The 19,310-nt window shown below is 69.5% G+C and carries 16 protein-coding genes and 1 pseudogene; 16 read left to right on the top strand and 1 reads right to left on the bottom strand.

The genetic code is table 11. From position 1 onward, the window contains the following. Positions 1-108: 108 nt before the first annotated feature. From ACFT7S_RS23980 to ACFT7S_RS23920, 13 genes and pseudogenes are all read left to right on the top strand, one after another. Positions 109-669, top strand: coding sequence for a YqgE/AlgH family protein (locus ACFT7S_RS23980; RefSeq protein WP_382735143.1), 561 nt, complete (start codon positions 109-111; stop codon positions 667-669). Positions 670-777: 108 nt separating this feature from the next. Beyond that, entirely contained in the window at positions 778-1,071 is a 294-nt protein-coding gene (locus tag ACFT7S_RS23975; RefSeq protein ID WP_351073516.1) for a DUF3039 domain-containing protein, read from the top strand. 247 nt (positions 1,072-1,318) lie between these two features. Further along, positions 1,319-2,623 carry an extracellular solute-binding protein gene (locus tag ACFT7S_RS23970; RefSeq protein WP_382735141.1) on the top strand — a complete coding sequence of 435 codons (1,305 nt, stop codon included), beginning with the start codon at positions 1,319-1,321 and terminating at the stop codon, positions 2,621-2,623. A gap of 2 nt (positions 2,624-2,625) precedes the next feature. After that, on the top strand, positions 2,626-3,615 hold the full coding sequence (locus ACFT7S_RS23965; RefSeq protein ID WP_382735139.1) for a carbohydrate ABC transporter permease: 990 nt from the start codon (positions 2,626-2,628) through the stop codon (positions 3,613-3,615). Continuing rightward, positions 3,612-4,463 (top strand): carbohydrate ABC transporter permease, encoded by an 852-nt coding sequence (locus ACFT7S_RS23960; RefSeq protein ID WP_382735137.1) that lies wholly within the window; start codon positions 3,612-3,614, stop codon positions 4,461-4,463. The genes ACFT7S_RS23965 and ACFT7S_RS23960 overlap by 4 nt, the downstream gene beginning before the upstream one ends. Before the next feature lies 1 nt (position 4,464). Next, complete coding sequence (locus tag ACFT7S_RS23955; RefSeq protein ID WP_382735135.1) at positions 4,465-6,096, top strand: beta-N-acetylhexosaminidase; 1,632 nt, start codon at positions 4,465-4,467, stop codon at positions 6,094-6,096. Positions 6,097-6,408: 312 nt separating this feature from the next. Next, a complete protein-coding gene (locus ACFT7S_RS23950; protein WP_382735133.1) occupies positions 6,409-7,305 on the top strand; it encodes an FAD binding domain-containing protein in 897 nt (298 codons plus the stop codon). Further along, positions 7,302-8,747, top strand: a complete 1,446-nt coding sequence (locus ACFT7S_RS23945) for a 2Fe-2S iron-sulfur cluster-binding protein (RefSeq protein ID WP_382735131.1) — start codon at positions 7,302-7,304, stop codon at positions 8,745-8,747. Before ACFT7S_RS23950 ends, ACFT7S_RS23945 begins: the two co-directional genes overlap by 4 nt. Beyond that, positions 8,744-11,092 carry a xanthine dehydrogenase family protein molybdopterin-binding subunit gene (locus ACFT7S_RS23940; protein ID WP_382735129.1) on the top strand — a complete coding sequence of 783 codons (2,349 nt, stop codon included), beginning with the start codon at positions 8,744-8,746 and terminating at the stop codon, positions 11,090-11,092. Before ACFT7S_RS23945 ends, ACFT7S_RS23940 begins: the two co-directional genes overlap by 4 nt. Before the next feature lie 116 nt (positions 11,093-11,208). Further along, positions 11,209-11,724 (top strand): hypothetical protein, encoded by a 516-nt coding sequence (locus ACFT7S_RS23935; protein ID WP_382735127.1) that lies wholly within the window; start codon positions 11,209-11,211, stop codon positions 11,722-11,724. Between the two features lie 87 nt (positions 11,725-11,811). Further along, complete coding sequence (locus ACFT7S_RS23930) at positions 11,812-13,245, top strand: hypothetical protein (RefSeq protein ID WP_382735125.1); 1,434 nt, start codon at positions 11,812-11,814, stop codon at positions 13,243-13,245. Positions 13,246-13,265: 20 nt separating this feature from the next. Then, positions 13,266-14,630, top strand: a complete 1,365-nt coding sequence (gene mycP / locus ACFT7S_RS23925; protein WP_382735123.1) for a type VII secretion-associated serine protease mycosin — start codon at positions 13,266-13,268, stop codon at positions 14,628-14,630. Positions 14,631-14,768: 138 nt separating this feature from the next. Then, positions 14,769-14,876 (top strand): annotated as a pseudogene (locus ACFT7S_RS23920) (DUF1269 domain-containing protein); the annotation flags it as partial. Positions 14,877-15,072: 196 nt separating this feature from the next. Here the strand turns inward: ACFT7S_RS23920 and ACFT7S_RS23915 are convergent. Next, entirely contained in the window at positions 15,073-15,633 is a 561-nt protein-coding gene (locus ACFT7S_RS23915; RefSeq protein WP_382735121.1) for a GNAT family N-acetyltransferase, read from the bottom strand. A 176-nt stretch (positions 15,634-15,809) separates the two neighbouring features. On the opposite strand from ACFT7S_RS23915, the gene ACFT7S_RS23910 reads away from it, so the two are divergent. From ACFT7S_RS23910 to ACFT7S_RS23900, 3 genes are read left to right on the top strand one after another with little or no spacing between them, the layout of a single operon-like run. After that, complete coding sequence (locus ACFT7S_RS23910) at positions 15,810-16,235, top strand: hypothetical protein (protein ID WP_382735119.1); 426 nt, start codon at positions 15,810-15,812, stop codon at positions 16,233-16,235. 18 nt (positions 16,236-16,253) lie between these two features. Continuing rightward, positions 16,254-18,596, top strand: a complete 2,343-nt coding sequence (locus tag ACFT7S_RS23905; protein WP_382735117.1) for a hypothetical protein — start codon at positions 16,254-16,256, stop codon at positions 18,594-18,596. A gap of 25 nt (positions 18,597-18,621) precedes the next feature. Next, positions 18,622-19,299, top strand: a complete 678-nt coding sequence (locus ACFT7S_RS23900; protein WP_382735115.1) for a hypothetical protein — start codon at positions 18,622-18,624, stop codon at positions 19,297-19,299. Positions 19,300-19,310: the final 11 nt, after the last annotated feature.

Genomic DNA, 19,310 nt, shown 5'->3' with positions numbered 1-19,310 from the left:
TGCGCTCCCCGTGCATCCGTGCGCCCCTGAGCTGCACTCGTAGCCGCTCCAGGACCGGCCGGTCCACTTGGTGCCCGCGGAGGCCGAAGATGCGGGATCATTTCTGCCATGACCGAGGTGTCCTCGCTCACAGGGCGGCTGCTCGTGGCCGCACCCGCCCTGGCGGACCCGAATTTCGACCGCGCGGTGGTGCTGCTCCTCGACCACGACGAGGAGGGCTCGCTCGGCGTGGTCCTGAACCGCCCGACCCCGGTCGGCGTCGGCGACATCCTCGCGCCCTGGGCCGGGCTCACCGGTGAACCGGACGTGGTCTTCCAGGGCGGCCCCGTCTCGCTCGACTCCGCGCTGGGCGTGGCGGTGATCCCCGGCGACGACGGGCCCCTCGGCTGGCGCCGGGTGCACGGGGCGATCGGACTGGTGGACCTGGAGACCCCGCCGGAGCTGTTGGCCGCGGCTCTCGGATCGTTGCGGATCTTCGCCGGGTACGCGGGCTGGGGCCCGGGACAGCTGGAGGCGGAGCTGAACGACGGCGCCTGGTACGTCGTCGAGTCCGAGCCCGGCGATGTGTCCTCGCCCCGCCCGGAGAACCTCTGGCGGGCGGTCCTGCGACGCCAGCGCAGCGAGCTCGCGATGATAGCGACGTATCCGGACGACCCCTCGCTGAACTGACGCGCGGCCCTTCGCCGAACTGACGCGCGGCCCGCCGTCGAACCGGCGGCGGGGCCCGGCGCACCTGGCGGCTCCGGTACGGCGCGGCCTTCAGTACCCTTGGCGGTTATGAGCACTCTTGAGCCCGAGCGCGGGGCAGGTACGGGGACCCTCGTAGAGCCGACCCCACAGGTGTCGCACGGCGACGGCGACCACGAGCGCTACGCCCATTACGTCCAGAAGGACAAGATCATGGCGAGTGCCCTGGAGGGCACCCCCGTGGTGGCACTGTGCGGCAAGGTCTGGGTACCGGGGCGCGACCCCAAGAAGTATCCGGTCTGCCCCATGTGCAAGGAGATCTACGAGTCCATGGGCGCCGGCGGCGACAAGGACAAGGGCAAGGGCGGCAAGGACAAGAAGTAGTCCTCGCCGGTCCGCAGTCAGTCGTAGAAGGACCGCAGAGAGACCGCAGAAAGACCTGTGGCAGGGCCCCCGGGACGCGCAGCAATGCGCGCCCCGGGGGCCCTGCGCGTTGCACGGGCTGCACCCGCTGGTCACAGAGTGGTAGAGACCACTTGTCGGCGCCCTGATGCGCACCTACTCTCCTGCCAGTTGTGCAGAACGAAACGTGCGTTGCACAGGGTGCAACGACTGACCGGTAGGGGCCCCGATGAATCTTTCTGCCCGAATTGCCGCCCCCGCTGCGGCGCTTGTGCTGGCGGGCCTCACCGCCACCGCCTGCGCACCGCAGACCTCCGACACCAGCGCCAAGGGCGACGAGAAGTCCGGCACGCTCCGCGTCTGGCTGTTCCAGGAGGTCGGCAACAAGCCCAAGGAGCAGGTCGTCGACGCGGCCGTCGCCGATTTCGAGAAGAGCCACAAGGGCGCGAAGGTCGAGATCGAGTACATCCCCGTCGACACCCGCGCCCAGCGGATCAAGGCCGCCTTCAACGACCCGAAGAGCGCCCCGGACCTCATCGAGTACGGCAACACCGACACGGCCGGCTACGTGAAGGACGGCGGACTCGCCGATGTGAGCAAGGAGTTCGCGGCCTGGGACGAGGCCAAGGACACCGACCCGATCGCCAAGCAGTCCGTGACGGTCGGCGGCAAGGTCTACGGGGCCCCGCTCTTCGTCGGCGTACGGGCGCTGTACTACCGCACCGACGTCTTCGAGGACCTGGGCATCGAGGTCCCCAAGTCCCAGGCCGAGCTGATCTCCACCGCGAAGAAGGTCCACAAGGCGAATCCGGACCTGTACGGCCTCGCGGTCGGCGGCGCGTACACCTACGGCGCGATGCCGTTCATCTGGTCCAACGGCGGCGAACTGGCCAACGACACCGGTGGTACGTACAAGGCGGCCATCAACAGCGACAAGGCCCGCAAGGGCATCGAGACCTACACCTCGCTCTTCGGGGACGCCAACTGCCCGGCCGCCAAGTGCGCCTCCATGGGCGGCAACGCGACCATCACCTCCTTCGCCTCGGGCAAGGCGGCCATGGCCATCGGCGGCGACTTCAGCCACACCGCGGTCGAGGCGGGCGCCGTGAAGGGCAAGTACGCGGTCGTACCGCTGCCCGGCGTCGCGCCGGGTTCGATCGCGCCGGCGTTCGCGGGCGGCAACAACATCGGCGTACTCAAGAGCAGTTCGCACCGCACCCTGGCGGTGGACCTGATGAAGTCGCTGACCGGCAAGCAGACGCAGGCCAGACTCTTCGACGCGATGGGCTTCCTGCCGACCTACACCGACGTACGGGACAACGCCGCGAAGAAGGAGCCCTTCGTCGCGCCGTTCGTCCAGACCCTCGGCGCGGGCGCCAAGTTCGTCCCGGCCTCGCCGGGCTGGGGCCAGATCGACGCCTCGCTCGTCCTGCCGACGATGTTCCAGGAGATCGTCAGCGGACGTAAGGACGTGGCAGAGGCCTCGGACGACGCGGCGAAGAAGATGGACGCGGCGTTCGCCGCCGCGGGCTGACGATGACCGCGAACAGTACGACGTACAAGGCCCCCGCCCCCGCCCCCGCCGGGACGGCCGGGGCGGGCGGCGCACAGCCGCGGCCGCCGCGGCGCCGCCGCTCCGTCTCACCCGCACGGCAGCCCGGCTGGACCCCCTGGCTCTACCTCCTGCCCGCGCTCGTCCTCCTCGGCGCGCTCCTCGTCTACCCGATCTACCAACTGGGCCTGATCTCCTTCCTGGAGTACACGCAGGCCCAGGTCAGCGGCGGGGAGCCGACCACCTTCCAGGGGTTCGGCAACTACGCGACCCTCTTCGGGGACAGCCAGTTCTGGCAGGTGCTCCTCGCGACCGTGGTCTTCGCCGCGGTCTGCGTGCTCGCCACCCTCATGACCGGCTGCGCGCTCGCCGTCCTGCTGACCCGCGTCCGGGCCCTGCCCCGGCTCGCGCTCATGATGGCCGCGCTCGGCGCCTGGGCGACCCCCGCCGTCACCGGGTCCACCGTCTGGGTCTTCCTCTTCGACCCCGACTTCGGACCGGTCAACCGGGTCCTGGGGCTCGGCGACTTCTCGTGGACGTACGGGCGCTACAGCGCCTTCGCCCTGGTGCTCCTCGAAGTGCTCTGGTGCTCGTTCCCGTTCGTGATGGTGACCGTCTACGCGGGCATCCGGGCGATCCCCACCGAGGTGCTGGAGGCGGCCTCGCTGGACGGCGCCTCCCAGTGGCGGATCTGGCGGTCGGTCATGGCTCCGATGCTCCGGCCGATCCTGGTCGTCGTCACCATCCAGTCGATCATCTGGGACTTCAAGGTGTTCACCCAGATCTACGTCATGACCAACGGCGGCGGCATCGCCGGCCAGAACCTGGTGCTCAACGTGTACGCGTACCAGAAGGCGTTCGCGTCCTCGCAGTACAGCCTCGGTTCGGCGATCGGTGTCGTGATGCTGGTGATCCTGCTGGCCGTGACCCTGGTCTATCTGCGCCTGGTACGGCGCCAGGGGGAGGAACTGTGAGCACGCTCAGCACCCGATTCCGTGTCCGCAGGCCCGGCCGGCCGGCCGCCGAGGCGGCGGCCCTGCTCATTGCCGCCGCGGTCGCCTTCCCGCTCTACTGGATGGTGCTCTCGGCGTTCAAGCCGGCGGGCGAGATCCAGTCCACCGAGGCCCGCCCCTGGACGCTGTCCCCGTCCCTCGACTCGTTCCGCCGGGTCTTCGAACAGCAGGACTTCGGCCGCTACTTCCTCAACAGCCTGCTCGTCGCGGGCACGGTCGTCATCGCCTCCGCGCTGATCGCCTTCCTGGCGGCCACGGCCGTGACCCGGTTCCGCTTCAAGTTCCGCACGACGCTGCTGATCATGTTCCTGGTCGCGCAGATGGTGCCGGTCGAGGCACTGACCATCCCGCTGTTCTTCCTGATGCGGGACTTCGGGCAGCTGAACACGCTGGGCTCGCTGATCCTGCCGCACCTCGCCTTCTCGCTGCCGTTCGCGATCTGGATGCTCCGCGGCTTCGTGAAGGCCGTCCCGGAGGCCCTGGAGGAGGCCGCCTACATCGACGGCGCGAGCCGCACCCGCTTCCTGTGGCAGATCCTCTTCCCGCTGGTCTTCCCGGGCCTCGTGGCGACCAGCGTCTTCTCGTTCATCTCGACCTGGAACGACTTCCTGTTCGCCAAGTCGTTCCTCATCAGCGACACCTCCCAGTCGACGCTTCCCATGGCGCTGCTGGTCTTCTTCAAACCGGACGAGAACGACTGGGGAGGGATCATGGCAGCCTCGACGGTGATGACCATTCCCGTGCTGGTCTTCTTCGTACTCGTACAGCGACGCCTGGTCTCGGGACTGGGCGGAGCAGTTAAGGACTGACGTGGACAATCTCATTCCCGCGCCCGTGCGCACCGACGACCAGGGCCGGTGCGCGTTCCTCCTGGACCGGTCCACCACCATCACGGCACAGGCCGGCACCGAGACCACCGAGCGGTGGCTGCGCTCCACCCTCGGAGCCGCGTTCGGCCTGCCGCTCGCGCCGGGCAGCGAGGGGGCCGGGCACGCCATCCAGTTGCGTCTCGACCCCGCGCTGGAGCCCGAGGGCTACCAGTTGTGCACCACGCACGACCTGGGCGTCATGATCACCGGCGGCAGCCCGGCAGGCGTCTTCTGGGGAGCGCAGACCCTCCGTCAGCTCCTGGGGCCCGACGCCTTCCGAAGCGCGCCCGTCGGCCCCGACAGCAAGTCCGTCATCCCCTTCACGAACATCGAGGACAGCCCCCGCTTCCCCTGGCGCGGCCTCATGCTCGATGTCGCCCGGCACTTCCTGCCCAAGGACGACGTCCTGCGCTACCTGGACCTCCTCGCCGCCCACAAGCTGAACGTCTTCCACTTCCACCTGACCGACGACCAGGGCTGGCGCGTCGAGATCAAGCGGTACCCCCGGCTCACCGAGGTCGGTGCCTGGCGGGACCGCACCAAGTACGGCCACCGGGCCTCCGATCTGTGGGACGAGACCCCGCACGGCGGCTTCTACACCCAGGACGACATCCGCGAAATCGTGGCGTACGCCGCCGCGCGGCATATCCGGGTCGTCCCGGAGATCGACATCCCGGGCCACTCGCAGGCCGCCATCAGCGCGTACCCCGAACTCGGCAACACCGACGTCGTCGACACGACCACCCTCTCCGTCTGGGACAACTGGGGCGTCAACCCGAACGTACTCGCCCCCACCGACACCACCCTGCGCTTCTTCGAGGGCGTCTTCGAGGAGCTCCTCGACCTCTTCCCGGCGGACACCTCGCCGTTCATCCACGTCGGCGGCGACGAGTGCCCCAAGGACCAGTGGAAGGAGTCCGCGACGGCCCAGGCGCGGATCGCCGAACTCGGCCTGGCCGACGAGGACGAGCTCCAGTCCTGGTTCATCCGCCACTTCGACACCTGGCTCGCCGCGCGCGGACGGCGACTCATCGGCTGGGACGAGATCCTGGAGGGTGGCCTCGCGGACGGCGCCGCCGTGTCCTCGTGGCGCGGTTACGCGGGTGGCATCGCCGCCGCCGAGGCCGGCCACGACGTCGTGATGTGCCCCGAGCAGCAGGTGTATCTGGACCACCGTCAGGACGGCGGCCCCGACGAGCCGATGCCCATCGGATACGTACGGACCCTGGAGGACGTCTACCGCTTCGAACCCGTACCGCCGGGCCTCTCCGAAGCGGCGGCCCGTCACATCCTGGGCACCCAGGCCAATGTGTGGACCGAGGTCATGCAGAACCGGGCCCGCGTCGACTACCAGGTCTTCCCCCGGCTCGCCGCCTTCGCCGAGGTCGCCTGGTCCCGGCTCCCGGCCCCCGCCGAACGGGACTTCGCCGGGTTCGAAAGCCGGATGACCACGCACTACGCCCGGCTCGACGCCCTCGGCGTCGACTACCGGCCGCCGGGCGGCCCGTTGCTCTCGCAGCTGCGCCCCGGTGTCCTCGGACGCCCGATCGAGGGAACGCCCCCGAACGTGTAGGCACCACCGACGTCGGGGCGGGCCACGAGGGGCTCCGTGAGCCCGTCCCGAGCCCGTCCCGAGCCCGTCCCGAGCCCGTCCTGCACGAACGTAATAAGTCGTACGAGACGCGCTGAAGAGTGGCAATTCACACTCTGCACCGAAGAGGTGCGAATCAGGATCATCCTCCTGGTCAGGGGCGGAAACCCCCTTCGTGGACCCTCGCGTCGGGCCGGTCGGAAGATGTGCCAGAGTTGCCACGTCCGGGCTGTGAGCACGTACCGTACGGCGGAACAGGCGGGACAGCCGGGAGACCGGAAAGGGGCAGCTGGGTTGACCACTCACGCACCGCAGGCGATGCAGTCGGTGACGCTGCCGGCCTCGCTCGACGAGGCCGTGGCGGCACTCGGCGCCATGCCCGCCGCCGTTCCTGTGGCAGGTGGCACGGACCTGATGTCGGCCGTCAACAAGGGGCTGCTGCGCCCCTCGGGCCTCGTCGGCCTCGGACGGATCAGCGAGCTGCGCGGCTGGCACTACCAGGACGGTCACGCGCTGCTCGGCGCAGGCCTCACCCACGCACGCATGGGACGGCCCGACTTCGCCGCCCTCATCCCCGCGCTCGCCGCGTCCGCGCGCGCCGCGGGCCCGCCCCAGATCCGTAACGCCGGGACGCTCGGTGGCAACATCGCCAGCGCAGCCCCGACCGGCGACACCCTGCCGGTGCTGGCCGCCCTGGAGGCCGAACTGGTCGTCGCGGGCCCCGGTGGGGCGCGCCGCGAGATCCCGGTCTCGCACCTGCTGGCAGGCCGCGAGATGCTCTCGCCCGCCGAACTGATCGGCTTCGTCCGCGTACCGCTGCTCCACGCCCCACAGGTCTTCCTGAAGGCCACGGGACGTACCGGCCCCGGCCGTGCGACCGCGTCCGTGGCGATCGTCCTGGACCCGGCCCGGCGCGGAGTGCGCTGCGCGGTCGGCGCCGTCGCACCGATGCCGCTGCGGCCCCTGGAGGCCGAACGCTGGATCGCCTCGCTGATCGACTGGGACGGCGAACGCGGCCTGACCCCCGACGCGCTGGCCGCCTTCGGCGAGTACGTCGCCGCGGCCTGCATTCCGGACCAGACCCCGCCGGCCGACGGGGGAGAGGCACCACCCCTGCCCCCGGCCGTACAACATCTGCGCCGCACCGTCGCCGCGCTGGCCCGACGCGCGCTCGGGAGGGCACTGTCGTGAGCAACGAGGACCCCACCGAGCAGCAGGGGCAGCACGACCCGTACGGACAGCAGTACGGCGGCTGGCAGCCGACTCCGCAGAGCGGCGAGTACGACGCCGAGGCGACGGCTTTCGTCCACCTGCCCCCGGAGGACCTGGCCAATCTCCCGCTGGCCGCCCCCGGCCACGGATACGTGCCGCCGATGATCCTGCCGCTGGCACCGGCCGCCGGCCTGGACCCGGCGGCAACGGGCAGCTGGGTCGTGCAGACGCCGAACCCACAGACGCCGAACCCACAGACGCAGAACCCGCAGAACGCACAGACGCCGAACCCGCAGGCACCGGAGGCGCCGACGGGCGGCGAGCCCCTCGCGCCCTCCTCGGTGCACTGGCCGGACCCGAACCAGCAGCAGGAGCACCGGGAGTACCCGGTCACGTCGTCCACGACGGCCCAGTGGGACTTCACCGAGGTGACGACCGCAGCGGCCGAGCCCACCGGTGGCCCCGGGGCGATCGGTCACACCGGCCAGTGGACGATCCCGGTCGCCGACGGCGACCTCCCGGAGGAGTCCGGCGAGTTCGCCGCCTCGGTCCTGGCCTCGCAGTGGTACGCGGGGACGGCCCCTGCCACGCTGCCGGGCGGTGCGCCCGCACCGTGGGCGACGCAGCAGCCGGAGGAGGCCGAAGCCGCGCTCACGGCCGCCGACGAAGCACCCGAGGAGGCGGCGGAGCTCCCGGAGGCCCCGTCGGACGTGGAGCCGCCCGAGGCCCCCGCCACCGAGGTCACGGAAGCCGCGGAGGCCACAGACCTCGCACCCGAGCCCGACCAGGGCCCCGAAGCCGCTGCCACCCCCGTCACCGGCGCCCCGAGCGAGCACCCCTCCGCCTCGTACGTCCTGCATGTGAACGGCGCCGACCGCCCCGTCAGCGACGCCTGGATCGGTGAATCCCTCCTCTACGTGCTGCGCGAGCGCCTCGGCCTCGCCGGTGCCAAGGACGGCTGCTCGCAGGGCGAATGCGGTGCCTGCAACGTCCAGGTCGACGGGCGTCTCGTCGCCTCCTGCCTGGTCCCCGCGGCCACGGCCGCGGGCAGCGAGGTCCGTACGGTCGAGGGACTCGCGGTCGACGGCGAGCCGTCCGACGTGCAGCGGGCCCTGGCCACGTGCGGGGCCGTCCAGTGCGGCTTCTGCATCCCCGGAATGGCCATGACCATCCACGACCTCCTGGAGGGCAACCACGCGCCCTCCGAACTGGAGACGCGCCAGGCCCTGTGCGGCAACCTCTGCCGTTGCTCCGGCTACCGCGGCGTGCTCGACGCGGTGGGCGAGGTCATCGCGGGCCGCGAGGCGCACGCGGAAGCAGCCGCGTCCGAGCCGGCCGACGAAGTCCGCATCCCGCGCCAGGCGTCCCCGGGCGCCGGTAGTGTCCAGCCTCAGCCGCACGAGGGAGGAGGCGACCTGTGAGCGACGCAGCCACCGCGGCCAACGCGACCAGCGCCACCCGCACCACGTTCCCGGACACCACGGGTCCCGGCTCCGGCCCGGACCAGGAGCCGCCCGCGCTCGGCCTGGGCGCGTCGCTCCCGCCCGCCGACGCCCGGGCGAAGACCGAGGGCACCTTCCCGTACGCGGCCGACCTCTGGGCCGAGGGCCTGCTGTGGGCGGCCGTGCTCCGCTCCCCGCACCCGCACGCCCGCATCCTGTCCATCGACACCTCGGCAGCAACCGAGATGCCGGGGGTACGCGCGGTCGTCACCCACGAGGACATCCCCGGGGACGGCGCCTACGGCCGCCAGGTCGTCGACCGCCCCGTCTTCGCCTCCGAGCTGGTACGCCACCACGGCGAGCCCATCGCCGCCGTCGCCGCGGACCACCCGGACACGGCACGCCTCGCCGCCGCGGCCATCGCCGTCGAGTACGAGGTCCTGGAACCGGTCACCGACCCGGAGAAGGCGTTCGCCGCCGAACCCCTGCACCCCGACGGCAACCTCATCCGCCACATCCCGCTGCGTTACGGCGACCCGGAGGCCGAGGGCGAGATCGTCGTCGAGGGCCTGTACCGCATCGGCCGTCAGGACCCCGCCCCGATCGGCGCCGAGGCCGGTCTCGCCGTGCCCCGTCCCGACGGCGGCGTGGAGATCTACACGGCCTCCACCGACCCGCACACCGACCGCGACCTGGCCGCCGCCTGCTTCGGCCTGGAGGCGGACCGGGTGAAGATCGTCGTCACCGGTGTCCCCGGCGCGACCGGCGACCGCGAGGACCCCGGCTTCCAGATCCCGTTGGGCCTGCTCGCCCTGCGCACCGGCTGCCCCGTCAAACTGGCCGCCACCCGCGAGGAGTCCTTCCTCGGCCACGCCCACCGCCACCCGACCCTCCTGCGCTACCGCCACCACGCGGACGCCGAGGGCCGGCTGGTCAAGGTCGAGGCCCAGATCCTGCTGGACGCGGGCGCGTACGCCGACTCCTCCTCCGAATCGCTCGCCGCCGCGGTGGCCTTCGCCTGCGGCCCGTACGTCGTACCGCACGCCTTCATCGAGGGCTGGGCGGTCCGTACGAACAACCCGCCCTCCGGCCATGTGCGAGGCGAGGGCGCGATGCAGGTCTGCGCGGCCTACGAGGGCCAGATGGACAAACTGGCGGCCAGGCTGGGCATCGACCCGGCCGAGCTCCGCCTCCGTAACGTGCTGTCCACCGGCGACATTCTCCCGACCAGCCAGACGGTCACCTGCCCGGCACCGGTAGCGGAACTCCTCCGAGCGGTACGCGACTTCCCCCTCCCCGCCCTGCCGAAGGACACCTCGGAGGACGACTGGCTGCTGCCCGGCGGCCCGGAGGGCGCGGGCGAGCCCGGTGCCGTCCGGCGCGGGGTCGGGTACGCGCTGGGCATGGTCCACATGCTCGGCGCGGAGGGCACGGACGAGGTCTCCACGGCCACGGTCCGGGTCCACGACGGCATCGCCACGGTCATCTGCGCAGCGGTCGAAACCGGCCAGGGCTTTTCGACCCTCGCCCGGCAGATCGTGCAGGAGACCCTGGGCATCGAAGAGGTCCACGTGGCCGCGGTCGACACGGACCAGCCCCCGGCGGGTCCGGCGACGCACGGCCGCCACACCTGGGTCTCCGGCGGGGCGGTGGAGCGGGCCGCCAAGATGGTGCGCACCCAGCTCCTCCAGCCGCTGGCCCACCAGTTCGGCATGTCCACGGAGCTCCTCCAGATCACCGACGGCAAGATCACCTCGTACGACGGGGTGCTGTCCACGACGGTCACGGAGGCCATGGACGGCAAGGAACTCTGGGCCACGGCCCAGTGCCGCCCCCACCCGACCGAACCTCTCGACGAGTCCGGCCAGGGCGACGCGTTCGTCGGCTTCGCCTTCTGCGCGATCCGCGCGGTGGTGGACGTCGACATCGAGCTCGGTTCGATCCGGGTCGTCGAGATGGCTGTCGCCCAGGACGTGGGCCGCGTCCTGAACCCCGCCCAACTGGCCGTCCGCATAGAGGCGGGGATCACCCAGGGCATCGGCGCGGCCCTCACGGAGAACCTCCGTACCGCCCGTGGCCTGATCCGACACCCCGACCTGACCGGGTACGCGCTTCCGACGTCCCTGGACGCACCGGACATTCGCATCGTCAAACTCGTCGAGGAACGCGACGTGGTGGCCCCCTTCGGCGCCAAGGCCGCCTCCGCCGTCCCGGTGGTGACGTCCCCCGCGGCCGTCGCGTCGGCGGTCCGCTCGGCGACCGGCCGCCCGGTCAACCGCCTCCCGATCCGCCCGCAGGCGGCGGTGGCAACGCCCAAGGCGTGACCGGCGCATGACGGTGTGATTCGCGTTGCACGTGCAACCCAGGGGTGCGAGCTGTCACTGATGCTGACTACAGTGATCCCCAAAGCTTTAGCGAGTTGTAAACGGGGGAGGGCACTGTGGCGAGCGACGCAGGGTCAGGGGCGGGACCGGCTCTTGGATGGCCGTTCGGCGGGATCATCGATGCGGTACAGGACACCGTGGGCGACCTGGTCACGGAGCTCCAGTCGTTCACGAAGTTCCGAGACCGCATCGATGAGCTCATCCAGGACCTCAAGGCATCACCGGCCGACTCGAGGAAGGTGGGCGAAGACCGCGTCGCACCCACCGAGTTCGGCGACCCGGAATGGGCCGAGGCACACGGACTGCACGAATCGTACAAGACGGTCATCACGGAGCTGGAAAACCTCTCGAAGATGCTCTCGGACTCGATGGAGGGCATGGGCATCGCGGTCCTCGCGTCCCATAAGGGTTACGAGAACCTCGACGAGGACATCCGCGAGCGCATGCGCGCGATCAGCGGCAGCACGAAGGAGCATTACGGCGGCGAGTACGTCCCGGAGCCACCGGCCGGGCAGAGCGCCGCGCCGCCGGCCTCGAAGCCGACGCCGAAGGCAAGCTCCTCGGACTTCTGATGGCGACGGTCAGTGGCGCGGTACGGGTACGGGCAGAGGTAGGGACGGGGGAACGGGATGCCTTCTAAGAGGACATCGTTCGAGGACATGCCGCACGAGCGGATGCTCAGGTGGCTCGACCAGGCCAACAGCGGGGCTGTGCAGGGCGCGGCGGACCGCTTGTTGAGTGCGGCCACGGAAATCAAGAAGATCGCGGAGGACTTGAAGATCCGTCCGCAGATGGTGGAGTGGAAGGGCGAGGGCGCGAACGCGTTCCGCACCTGGACCGCGGACCTGGCCAACGCGACGTTGCGCCTGGGCGAGTACAGCGAGGGTGCGTCGAAGCGGCTGGCCGAGGCGTCCGATGCGATCGCCCTGGCCCAGGTGGCGATTCCACGCACGCACGCCGGCGCACAGGCGAACCTGGACGCGGCGCTCGCGGCGAGGAACGACCCGGATGCTTCGGCGGTGGCGCGGACGTCGGCGGAGACGCTGATCGCCGAGAAAGAGGCGAACCGCCAAGAGGCGGCCCGGGAGATGAAGAAGCTCGCGGAGGCATACGAGCTGTCGAACGACCGGATCACGGGCATGGACGTGCCGAAGTTCCCGCCGCCGCCGGAAGCATTCGTGCCGGACCGGGATCAATCCGAGCACGAAGGTGGTGGGGGCTACGCCCGTGCAGGAGGAGCGACGGGCGGAACCACCGGCGGTGTTGCGGGTGGCGTAACGGCGTACGCGCGAGAACCTGAATCGGCAGGTGGCGCAACGGCGATTCCCGGAATGGCACAGGCGCCCTCGTCCTCAGGCACTGCCGCGCTGCGTCCCGTGGACATGGAGATCGACAGCGTAGCCACGCTGCCGGACGCTCCGACCGTTCCTTCGGCGACTCCGCCGAGCATGCCGGGCGGAGGAAAGGCGGACGGCGGCTTGCCGCCGGTGATCGGTGGCGCCCCTCCCGTTGTCGCGCGTGGCCCGGGTCTGCCGCCCACGGTGAGCGGCGGAGGAAAGCCGACAGGCACCTCGCGCCTGCCCATGCCCCCCGCAACTTCCGGCCCCGGGCCCATCGGACGACCGTCGGGTCAGACCGGAATCGTCGGTGGCCGCCAGGTCCCGCAGTCGTCGGGCAAGCCGATGGTCGGACTCCCCCGTGGCACCGTGATCGGTGGCGAGGGGACCCATGGTGGCCGTGCGCCCATGGGGCACGGCCCGGGCATGGGCGGCCCCACCGGTGGCCAGAACGGCATGGCGGGTGGCCGCCGCCTGGCGGGTGAGACCGGCGGAATCGTGGGCGGTCGTCCGCAGCAGCAAGGGACCAGCAGCGGTCGTCCGTTCACGCCGGGGGGCAGTGGCCTGGTCAGGGGCGGGGGCTCGGCACAGGGCGCTCGTGGTGCAGGTCCGGTGGGGCGTGGGGGAGCCTTCACCCCCCAGCGCCCGGGAGACTCGCGCCGTGAAGCGAGCGGTGAGAGGCCGGACTACCTCACGGAGGACGAGGAGACCTGGCAGCAGAACGGTCGGCGCATCGTGCCGCCGGTCGTCGACTGAGTAACTGGCAAAGGAATCGCATGCGGATCAGCAGGAACGCCAACCGGGGAGTTGCTCGCCCGGGAACCGTGGTCTCGGCCGTTGTAGGGCTGCTGCTGATCGGAGCCGTACCCGCGCGTGCGGACTCGGTGCGTTCTGACCAGTGGCACCTCGACAGCATGCAGGCCGAGCAGATGTGGGAGACGAGCACGGGGGAGAGCGTCACCGTCGCAGTCATCGACTCCGGAGTCGATGCTTCCAACCCGGATCTCCTCGGCCAAGTGCTCAAGGGGAAGGACCTGGCGCTGGATTCTCCTGGCGACGAACACGTTGACTACGACGGTCACGGAACGGGAATGGCCGGGCTGATTGCCGGTACGGGCCAGTCGGGCGGGGGCGATGGTGCTTTCGGGCTCGCGCCGGGAGCGAAGATCCTTCCCATTCGCATGACTGACGACACCGGAAAGGTCAACGGGGCAACCGGCAGTAAGAATTTCAACGACGACCTGACGACGGGCATTCGCTATGCGGCGGACAATGGCGCCAAGGTCATCAATGTCTCGTTGGGGAATGACGAGGGCTCGCAGCGGCTCAGCGATGCGGTGAAGTACGCCCTCCGAAAGGGATCGTTGATCTTTGCTGCTGTCGGAAATGACGCCAAGGCGGGAAATCCGATGCGGTATCCGGCAGGAACTCCGGGCGTGGTCGGCGTGGCGTCCGTCGACAGGGATGGCAAGCGAGCCGAGTACTCGGAGTACGGGCCGCAGGTCGATCTCGCCGCACCAGGTGTCGACATGGTCCAGGCATGCGGTGGGAAGACAGGTCTTTGCAAGACCACCGGCACCAGTGACGCCTCCGCCATCGCCTCCGCCTCCGCCGCCCTGATCTGGTCCCAGCACCCCGACTGGACCAACAACCAGGTCCTGCGTGTCCTGTTGAATACGGCCGGCGCTCCGCACAATGGCGCCGAGCGCACCGACGCCGTCGGACACGGCATCGTCCGCCCCCGCATCGCCCTGAAGACCCCGGGCGACCCCGGTCCCGCCGACGTGTTCCCGCTCCCCGACCTCGCCGCAGCCGAGTCCGCCAAGCCCTCCGCCGAGCCGTCACAAGCCAAGGGTGGCTCCGAGGCGGACGACGAGACCCCGGCCGCCGCTGCCCCCGCCGCAGACGACGAGGGCGGCAACGCGGCCCTCTGGGTCGGCCTCGGCGTCGGAGCGGCAGCCCTCATCGGCGGCACGGTGGCCGTCACGGTCGTCCGGTCGCGCCGCCGTAGTGCGGCCCCTTCAGCCGTACCGCCGTACCAGCAGAGTCAGCCGCCCTACCCGGCCTACGGTCCGCCCCCGGGGGCACCGGAAGGGCAGTTCCCGTACGGCGGCCCTCCTACGCAGGGCCCGCGCGTCTGAGTCCGTCCGTCGCCATCGGTTCCGAAATGCCCTCGTCGAGCTGGAGGACGTCGTCGTCGAGCGTCGCGAGAAGGACGGCCGGATCCAGCTGCACCAGGCCAACAACCACCCCTTGCCACCGGCGCTGCGGGTGGTGCGCTGTGGGGGAGCGTCATCGGGCTGCTGTTCCTCGCCCCCTTCCTCGGCGCCGCCGTGGGCGCGGCGGCCGGTGGGGCCGTCACGGACACCGGGGTCGACGACGACTTCATGTGGGAGCTGGGCTCCCACGTCAAGCCCGGTGCGGCGGTCGTCTCCGTGCTCGTGGCTGCGGGAGATGGTGGAGGAATCCCTCAAGGAGGACAGGGCCCAGCAGGTCCCCGTCGCCTCCTGACCGGCCGCATATGCGGTGAAGGCGGTCGGCCCCTGCGGAAGCGCACGGGCCGGCCGCCTTCCATATGCCGCCCTACCGCTCGGCGGGGTGCGCGGCACGCCACTCAGGTGCGAGCACCGACCAGATCTCGGTGTCCTGTCGTACGCCCCGGTAGAGGTCGTTCTGCCGCTGTACGCCCTCGAGGGTCATCCCGAGCCGCTTGGCCACGTTGATGCTGGGCGTGTTCTTGGGGGACACCAGCCACTCCACCCGGTGCATTCCGCGTTCCCGGATCGCCCAGTCGATGATCACGCGAAGCGCACGGGTGACCAGGCCGCGCCCGGCGGCGTCCGGTTCGAGCCAGCAGCCGGCCTCGCAGTTGCCTGCGGCGACGTCGAAGACGGGCAGGAGGATGCCGCCGACGAGGAGGTCGTCGAGCCAGATGCCGTAGATCCGGCCGGTGTCGGCGGCGGTCTTGTCGGCGTGCTTCCGGAGCCAGTTCCGCGCGGAGTCGAGGTCGGGCACGACGTCGGGGAGCCCCACGTGCCGGCCGATGTACGCGCGGCCGCGGTCCATGTGGGCGAGGAATTCCTCGGCCTGCCAGGGCTCCAGCGGTCGCAGCTCTGCCCCGTCACCCAGGGATATCGCGAACATTCCCGGTCCTCCTCAGCGATCGTGCGCGGTCCCCGGATCTTCGCACGCGACCGGTGCCGCGCCCCGTGGTGCACATCCCGGAGTGGAGTCGCTGAAACTGGGCCGTTAGCGTGTGCGTCATCGAGGGTGGAGGCAACGGCTCCGATGGAATCCGATACGCGAGTACGGGGGAATGCATGACGTTCGACGCAGAGTGGGCGGCACTTCGTGCGGAATCGACACAACAGGTCGATATGCGACTCAATGGCGTCCCTCCGGAACCCAGCGGCCCGTCCTCTGCCGACCTTGCGGTCAATCAGGACAACCTGGGCGCCATCGGGCACGAGGCATACGAACTGCGCACCAGGGTCTCGAAGGAGGGCGACCATGCCCGGCCCTCGACCTTTGAAGCGGCCATCGCGCTTACCAACGGGAACTTCGAGAGCGGCTCGGGACTGTTGAAGGTCCACGACCGGTGGAACATGCACCTGAAGACGCTCCTCGACGCGTGCTCGCAGATTTCGAACCATCTCAATTACACGAAATCCGCCCACGCAAAGGACGACGTCCAGATCGGCGGCGACCTGATCTCGGTGTCCAAGCTCAACGAGTATCTGAAGTAATCCGCGGGGGAACAGTTCATGTTGAAGTACGAGGACATCGTCGACGCACCGGTTGCCAAGCTGAAGACGGCCGCCGACGACTGGTCGGAGATGGTCACCAAGCTGGACCGGCTGGCCGAGGACGCCACCAACGGGATGAAGGCCAAGGCGGACAAGGCCGAGTGGGAGGGCGCCAACGCCGGCGTCACCAAGGCGTTCATCGGCAAGACCGCGAAGGAATTCAAGGACGCGGCGGCCGAGGCCAAGGGCGTCAAGCTCATCCTTGAGGACGCCCACACCGCCATCAAGAAGGCCAAGGACGACCTGGTGGCAGTCCGGGACGTCGACGGTCCCGCGGCAGGCATCCGTGTCGACGCCAAGGGCAAGGTCACGGCCCGCCATCCGCTGGAGAAGGACAACACGGCGCGGCACGACCCGGACTACAGCGAACTCCTGCGCAAGCAGCGTGAGTCCCTCGAAGCCTGGCAGAAGAAGATCGACCTGATCGTCGACAACTGCAACGACACGGACGTCGCTTTCAAGAACGCCCTGGAAGCCAACGTCACCGAGGGCCAGGACTTCAACGCTCCGAAGTACCAGAACCTGGACCAGGAGGAAGCCGCCCGCGCTGCGGCCCTCGCTGCCAAGGGCCGCGACATCACGCACACCGAGCTCCAGGCGCTCAACGAGCTGCTCCACGACAACAGCAAGGCTCCCGAGTTCTCGAAGAACTTCTACGAGAAGCTCGGACCGGAGAAGTCCCTCGCGTTCTTCGGCCAGCTCGCGACGGACACGCACGACTACGGCAAGGTCGACAAGGAACGTCTCAAGGACGTCCAGGAGCTGCAGCGGAATCTCGGCCTGAACCTGGCCACCGCCTCGCACGACAAGGCCTTCTCGGCCGAGTGGGGACCGGAGCTGCGCAAGCTCGGCACCGAGCAGATCCCGCTCTCCAAGTACGACAACTCCGGTGGCGCGTACGGGTATCAGCTGCTCGGCGGCATCATGCGGTACGGGAACTACGACGCGAAGTTCCTCAACCCGATTGCCGAACATGTGGCACAGCTGCACCAGAAAGACCCGTTCATGTTTGCCAACAACAAGCAGATCAACGGCTTCCTGGAGCACCCGTTCAACCCGTCGGGGAAGAACGGAGCCGGCTACGACCCGACCACGGCCATGCTGGAGGCGCTCGGGAACAGCCCGGATGCCGCAAAGCACTTCTTCGCCGACGATCCGACCGCGTACAACGAGGACGGGACGGTCAACGCGGGAGCTTCGGTAGACCTTGGCAAGGACAAGGACGGCAAGAAGATCGAGACCTACCTCGACTTCTTCGGTAACGAGAAGTGGGAGTCGTTCCCCGACAGCAACTCCACCGACCCGGACAAGCTGGCGCCGACCCTTCAGTACATGCCGGACGCACTGGGGCACGCCCTGGAGTCGGCGACCCTCGGCTATCCGGCCGGCCACCCGGACGCGGGCGTGGTGCGGGACGCCGACAACGCGGCGGTCATGCAGTTGGTCATGGAGAAGTACGGTGCGGACGCGGGGCTGCTCAAGCAGCAGGAAGGGATGGCGGACAGCCTCGGCACCATGGGGGCCGGATACATCGACGACATCAACTGGGCGCTGGACAAGGGAAATACGGACAGCGTCTTCGCCCCCGGCAAGAATCCGGACGGACACATCGACTTCGCGGACGACGAAGAGGGCCGGAGCGTCACGCGGGGTTTCCTCAGCGCTCTCGGCCAGCACCCGGACGCCTACGCCACCCTCTCCACGGCGGAGCAGGTCTACACCCGGAGCGTGCTCGAAGCGCAGGTGGGCCCCGACGGGAAGGTCGACACGGGTTCTGCCCGGGCGGCCGTCCATGTGGGTGCCGAGGTACAAGGCATGCTCGACCAGTCCCGGGCCGACCAGGTCCAGGCAGAGAACATGAAGACCCACGAGGACTACGAGAAGGCCGTGGCCAAGCGTGCCGGCTGGGTGGAATTTGGCGCGGTGGCGGGGGTCGCGGCTGGTGTCGCATTCCTGCCGGCGACGGCCGCGGTGGGTACTGCGGCCGTGCTCATTCCCTTGGTCACCGACACGGCCAGCGGTGCTGCGGAGCAGGTCATCGGCCAGGTCGTCGGAGATATCTCGGACAACTCGGTGGACAAGAGCAAGGAAAAGGCCGAAGAGCTCACCGAGCAGGAATGGAACAGGATCTATCGTTCCGGCGAGTCCATGGCCGAGGCTCCGATGGATGAGTTCCTTGCGCGGCACACGACCAAGGAGGACACCGCATTCCGTCAGGACATGAAGGAGTCGATGAGGTCCGGTTACTCGACCGGAAATGACCGCGAGAACCAGCAGGGCAGGGCACCGGAAACCGGCTGAGGTAGGAAGAACGAGGCATAGACGGATGAAAATCAGGGGATCGGTGCGGGCAGTGCGGGTGCTTGCTGCTGCCGGGCTGGTGCTGGCCATGGGTGCCGGGGGTGTGGCATGCGGTTCGGACGAGAAGGCGGAGGAGGACCCGTTCGTCGGTGCCGCCGAGGTCTGTGACGGACTGTTCGCTGGTCCGCTGGCGAAGAAGGTCGAGTCCGTAACCGGGCGCACGGTGTTCTTCAGGTCGGGGACCAAGGATCTCGACAACGTCGTCGAGGCACTGAAAGAGGGTCACGCGTCGGGACGCAATTGGGCCGGCGGGGCGAAACTATGCAAATTGCGCCCGAAGGGGGCTCGAGTGGGGGACGGTGGAGGGCTCACGTTCTCCATGTACGCACGGCAGGACGTGACGGACCCGCGTATGGCGGACGGCTCGGAGCTCTACACCATGGGGAAGAGGTCCGAGGTGAGGCGCCAGGGTGCGTCTATCTACCTTGAGTGCGTGAGTCCGCAACTGAAGGGGTCGAGCGGGAATCCCCTGCGGATCTTCGGAAGCTTCGGACGGGGTGAAAGCGATGCGCCGGACAGCCGTGAATCGCGTGAAGCGAATCTCGAAATCCTCCACGCCGCCGCGCTCGCCGTGGTGAAAGAACTCGACTGCGAGAACAACGCAGGTCTGCCCGAGAAGCCCGTGCTGGAACCCCGCACGTGAGAGGCCGGCGT

The organism is Streptomyces sp. NPDC057136 (assembly GCF_042670885.1).
Classification (GTDB): domain Bacteria; phylum Actinomycetota; class Actinomycetes; order Streptomycetales; family Streptomycetaceae; genus Streptomyces.
This window is presented reverse-complemented; position numbering and strand designations above follow the sequence as displayed.

Excerpts from the sequence above, each read along its gene's own strand:
- ACFT7S_RS23900 (WP_382735115.1), top strand. The coding sequence starts at position 18,622 with ATGAAAATCAGGGGATCGGTGCGGGCAGTGCGGGTGCTTGCTGCTGCC.
- ACFT7S_RS23965 (WP_382735139.1), top strand. The coding sequence starts at position 2,626 with ATGACCGCGAACAGTACGACGTACAAGGCCCCCGCCCCCGCCCCCGCC.
- mycP (WP_382735123.1), top strand. The coding sequence starts at position 13,266 with ATGCGGATCAGCAGGAACGCCAACCGGGGAGTTGCTCGCCCGGGAACC.
- ACFT7S_RS23980 (WP_382735143.1), top strand. The coding sequence starts at position 109 with ATGACCGAGGTGTCCTCGCTCACAGGGCGGCTGCTCGTGGCCGCACCC.
- ACFT7S_RS23910 (WP_382735119.1), top strand. The coding sequence starts at position 15,810 with ATGACGTTCGACGCAGAGTGGGCGGCACTTCGTGCGGAATCGACACAA.
- ACFT7S_RS23975 (WP_351073516.1), top strand. The coding sequence starts at position 778 with ATGAGCACTCTTGAGCCCGAGCGCGGGGCAGGTACGGGGACCCTCGTA.
- ACFT7S_RS23905 (WP_382735117.1), top strand. The coding sequence starts at position 16,254 with ATGTTGAAGTACGAGGACATCGTCGACGCACCGGTTGCCAAGCTGAAG.
- ACFT7S_RS23915 (WP_382735121.1), bottom strand. The coding sequence starts at position 15,633 with ATGTTCGCGATATCCCTGGGTGACGGGGCAGAGCTGCGACCGCTGGAG.
- ACFT7S_RS23970 (WP_382735141.1), top strand. The coding sequence starts at position 1,319 with ATGAATCTTTCTGCCCGAATTGCCGCCCCCGCTGCGGCGCTTGTGCTG.
- ACFT7S_RS23930 (WP_382735125.1), top strand. The coding sequence starts at position 11,812 with ATGCCGCACGAGCGGATGCTCAGGTGGCTCGACCAGGCCAACAGCGGG.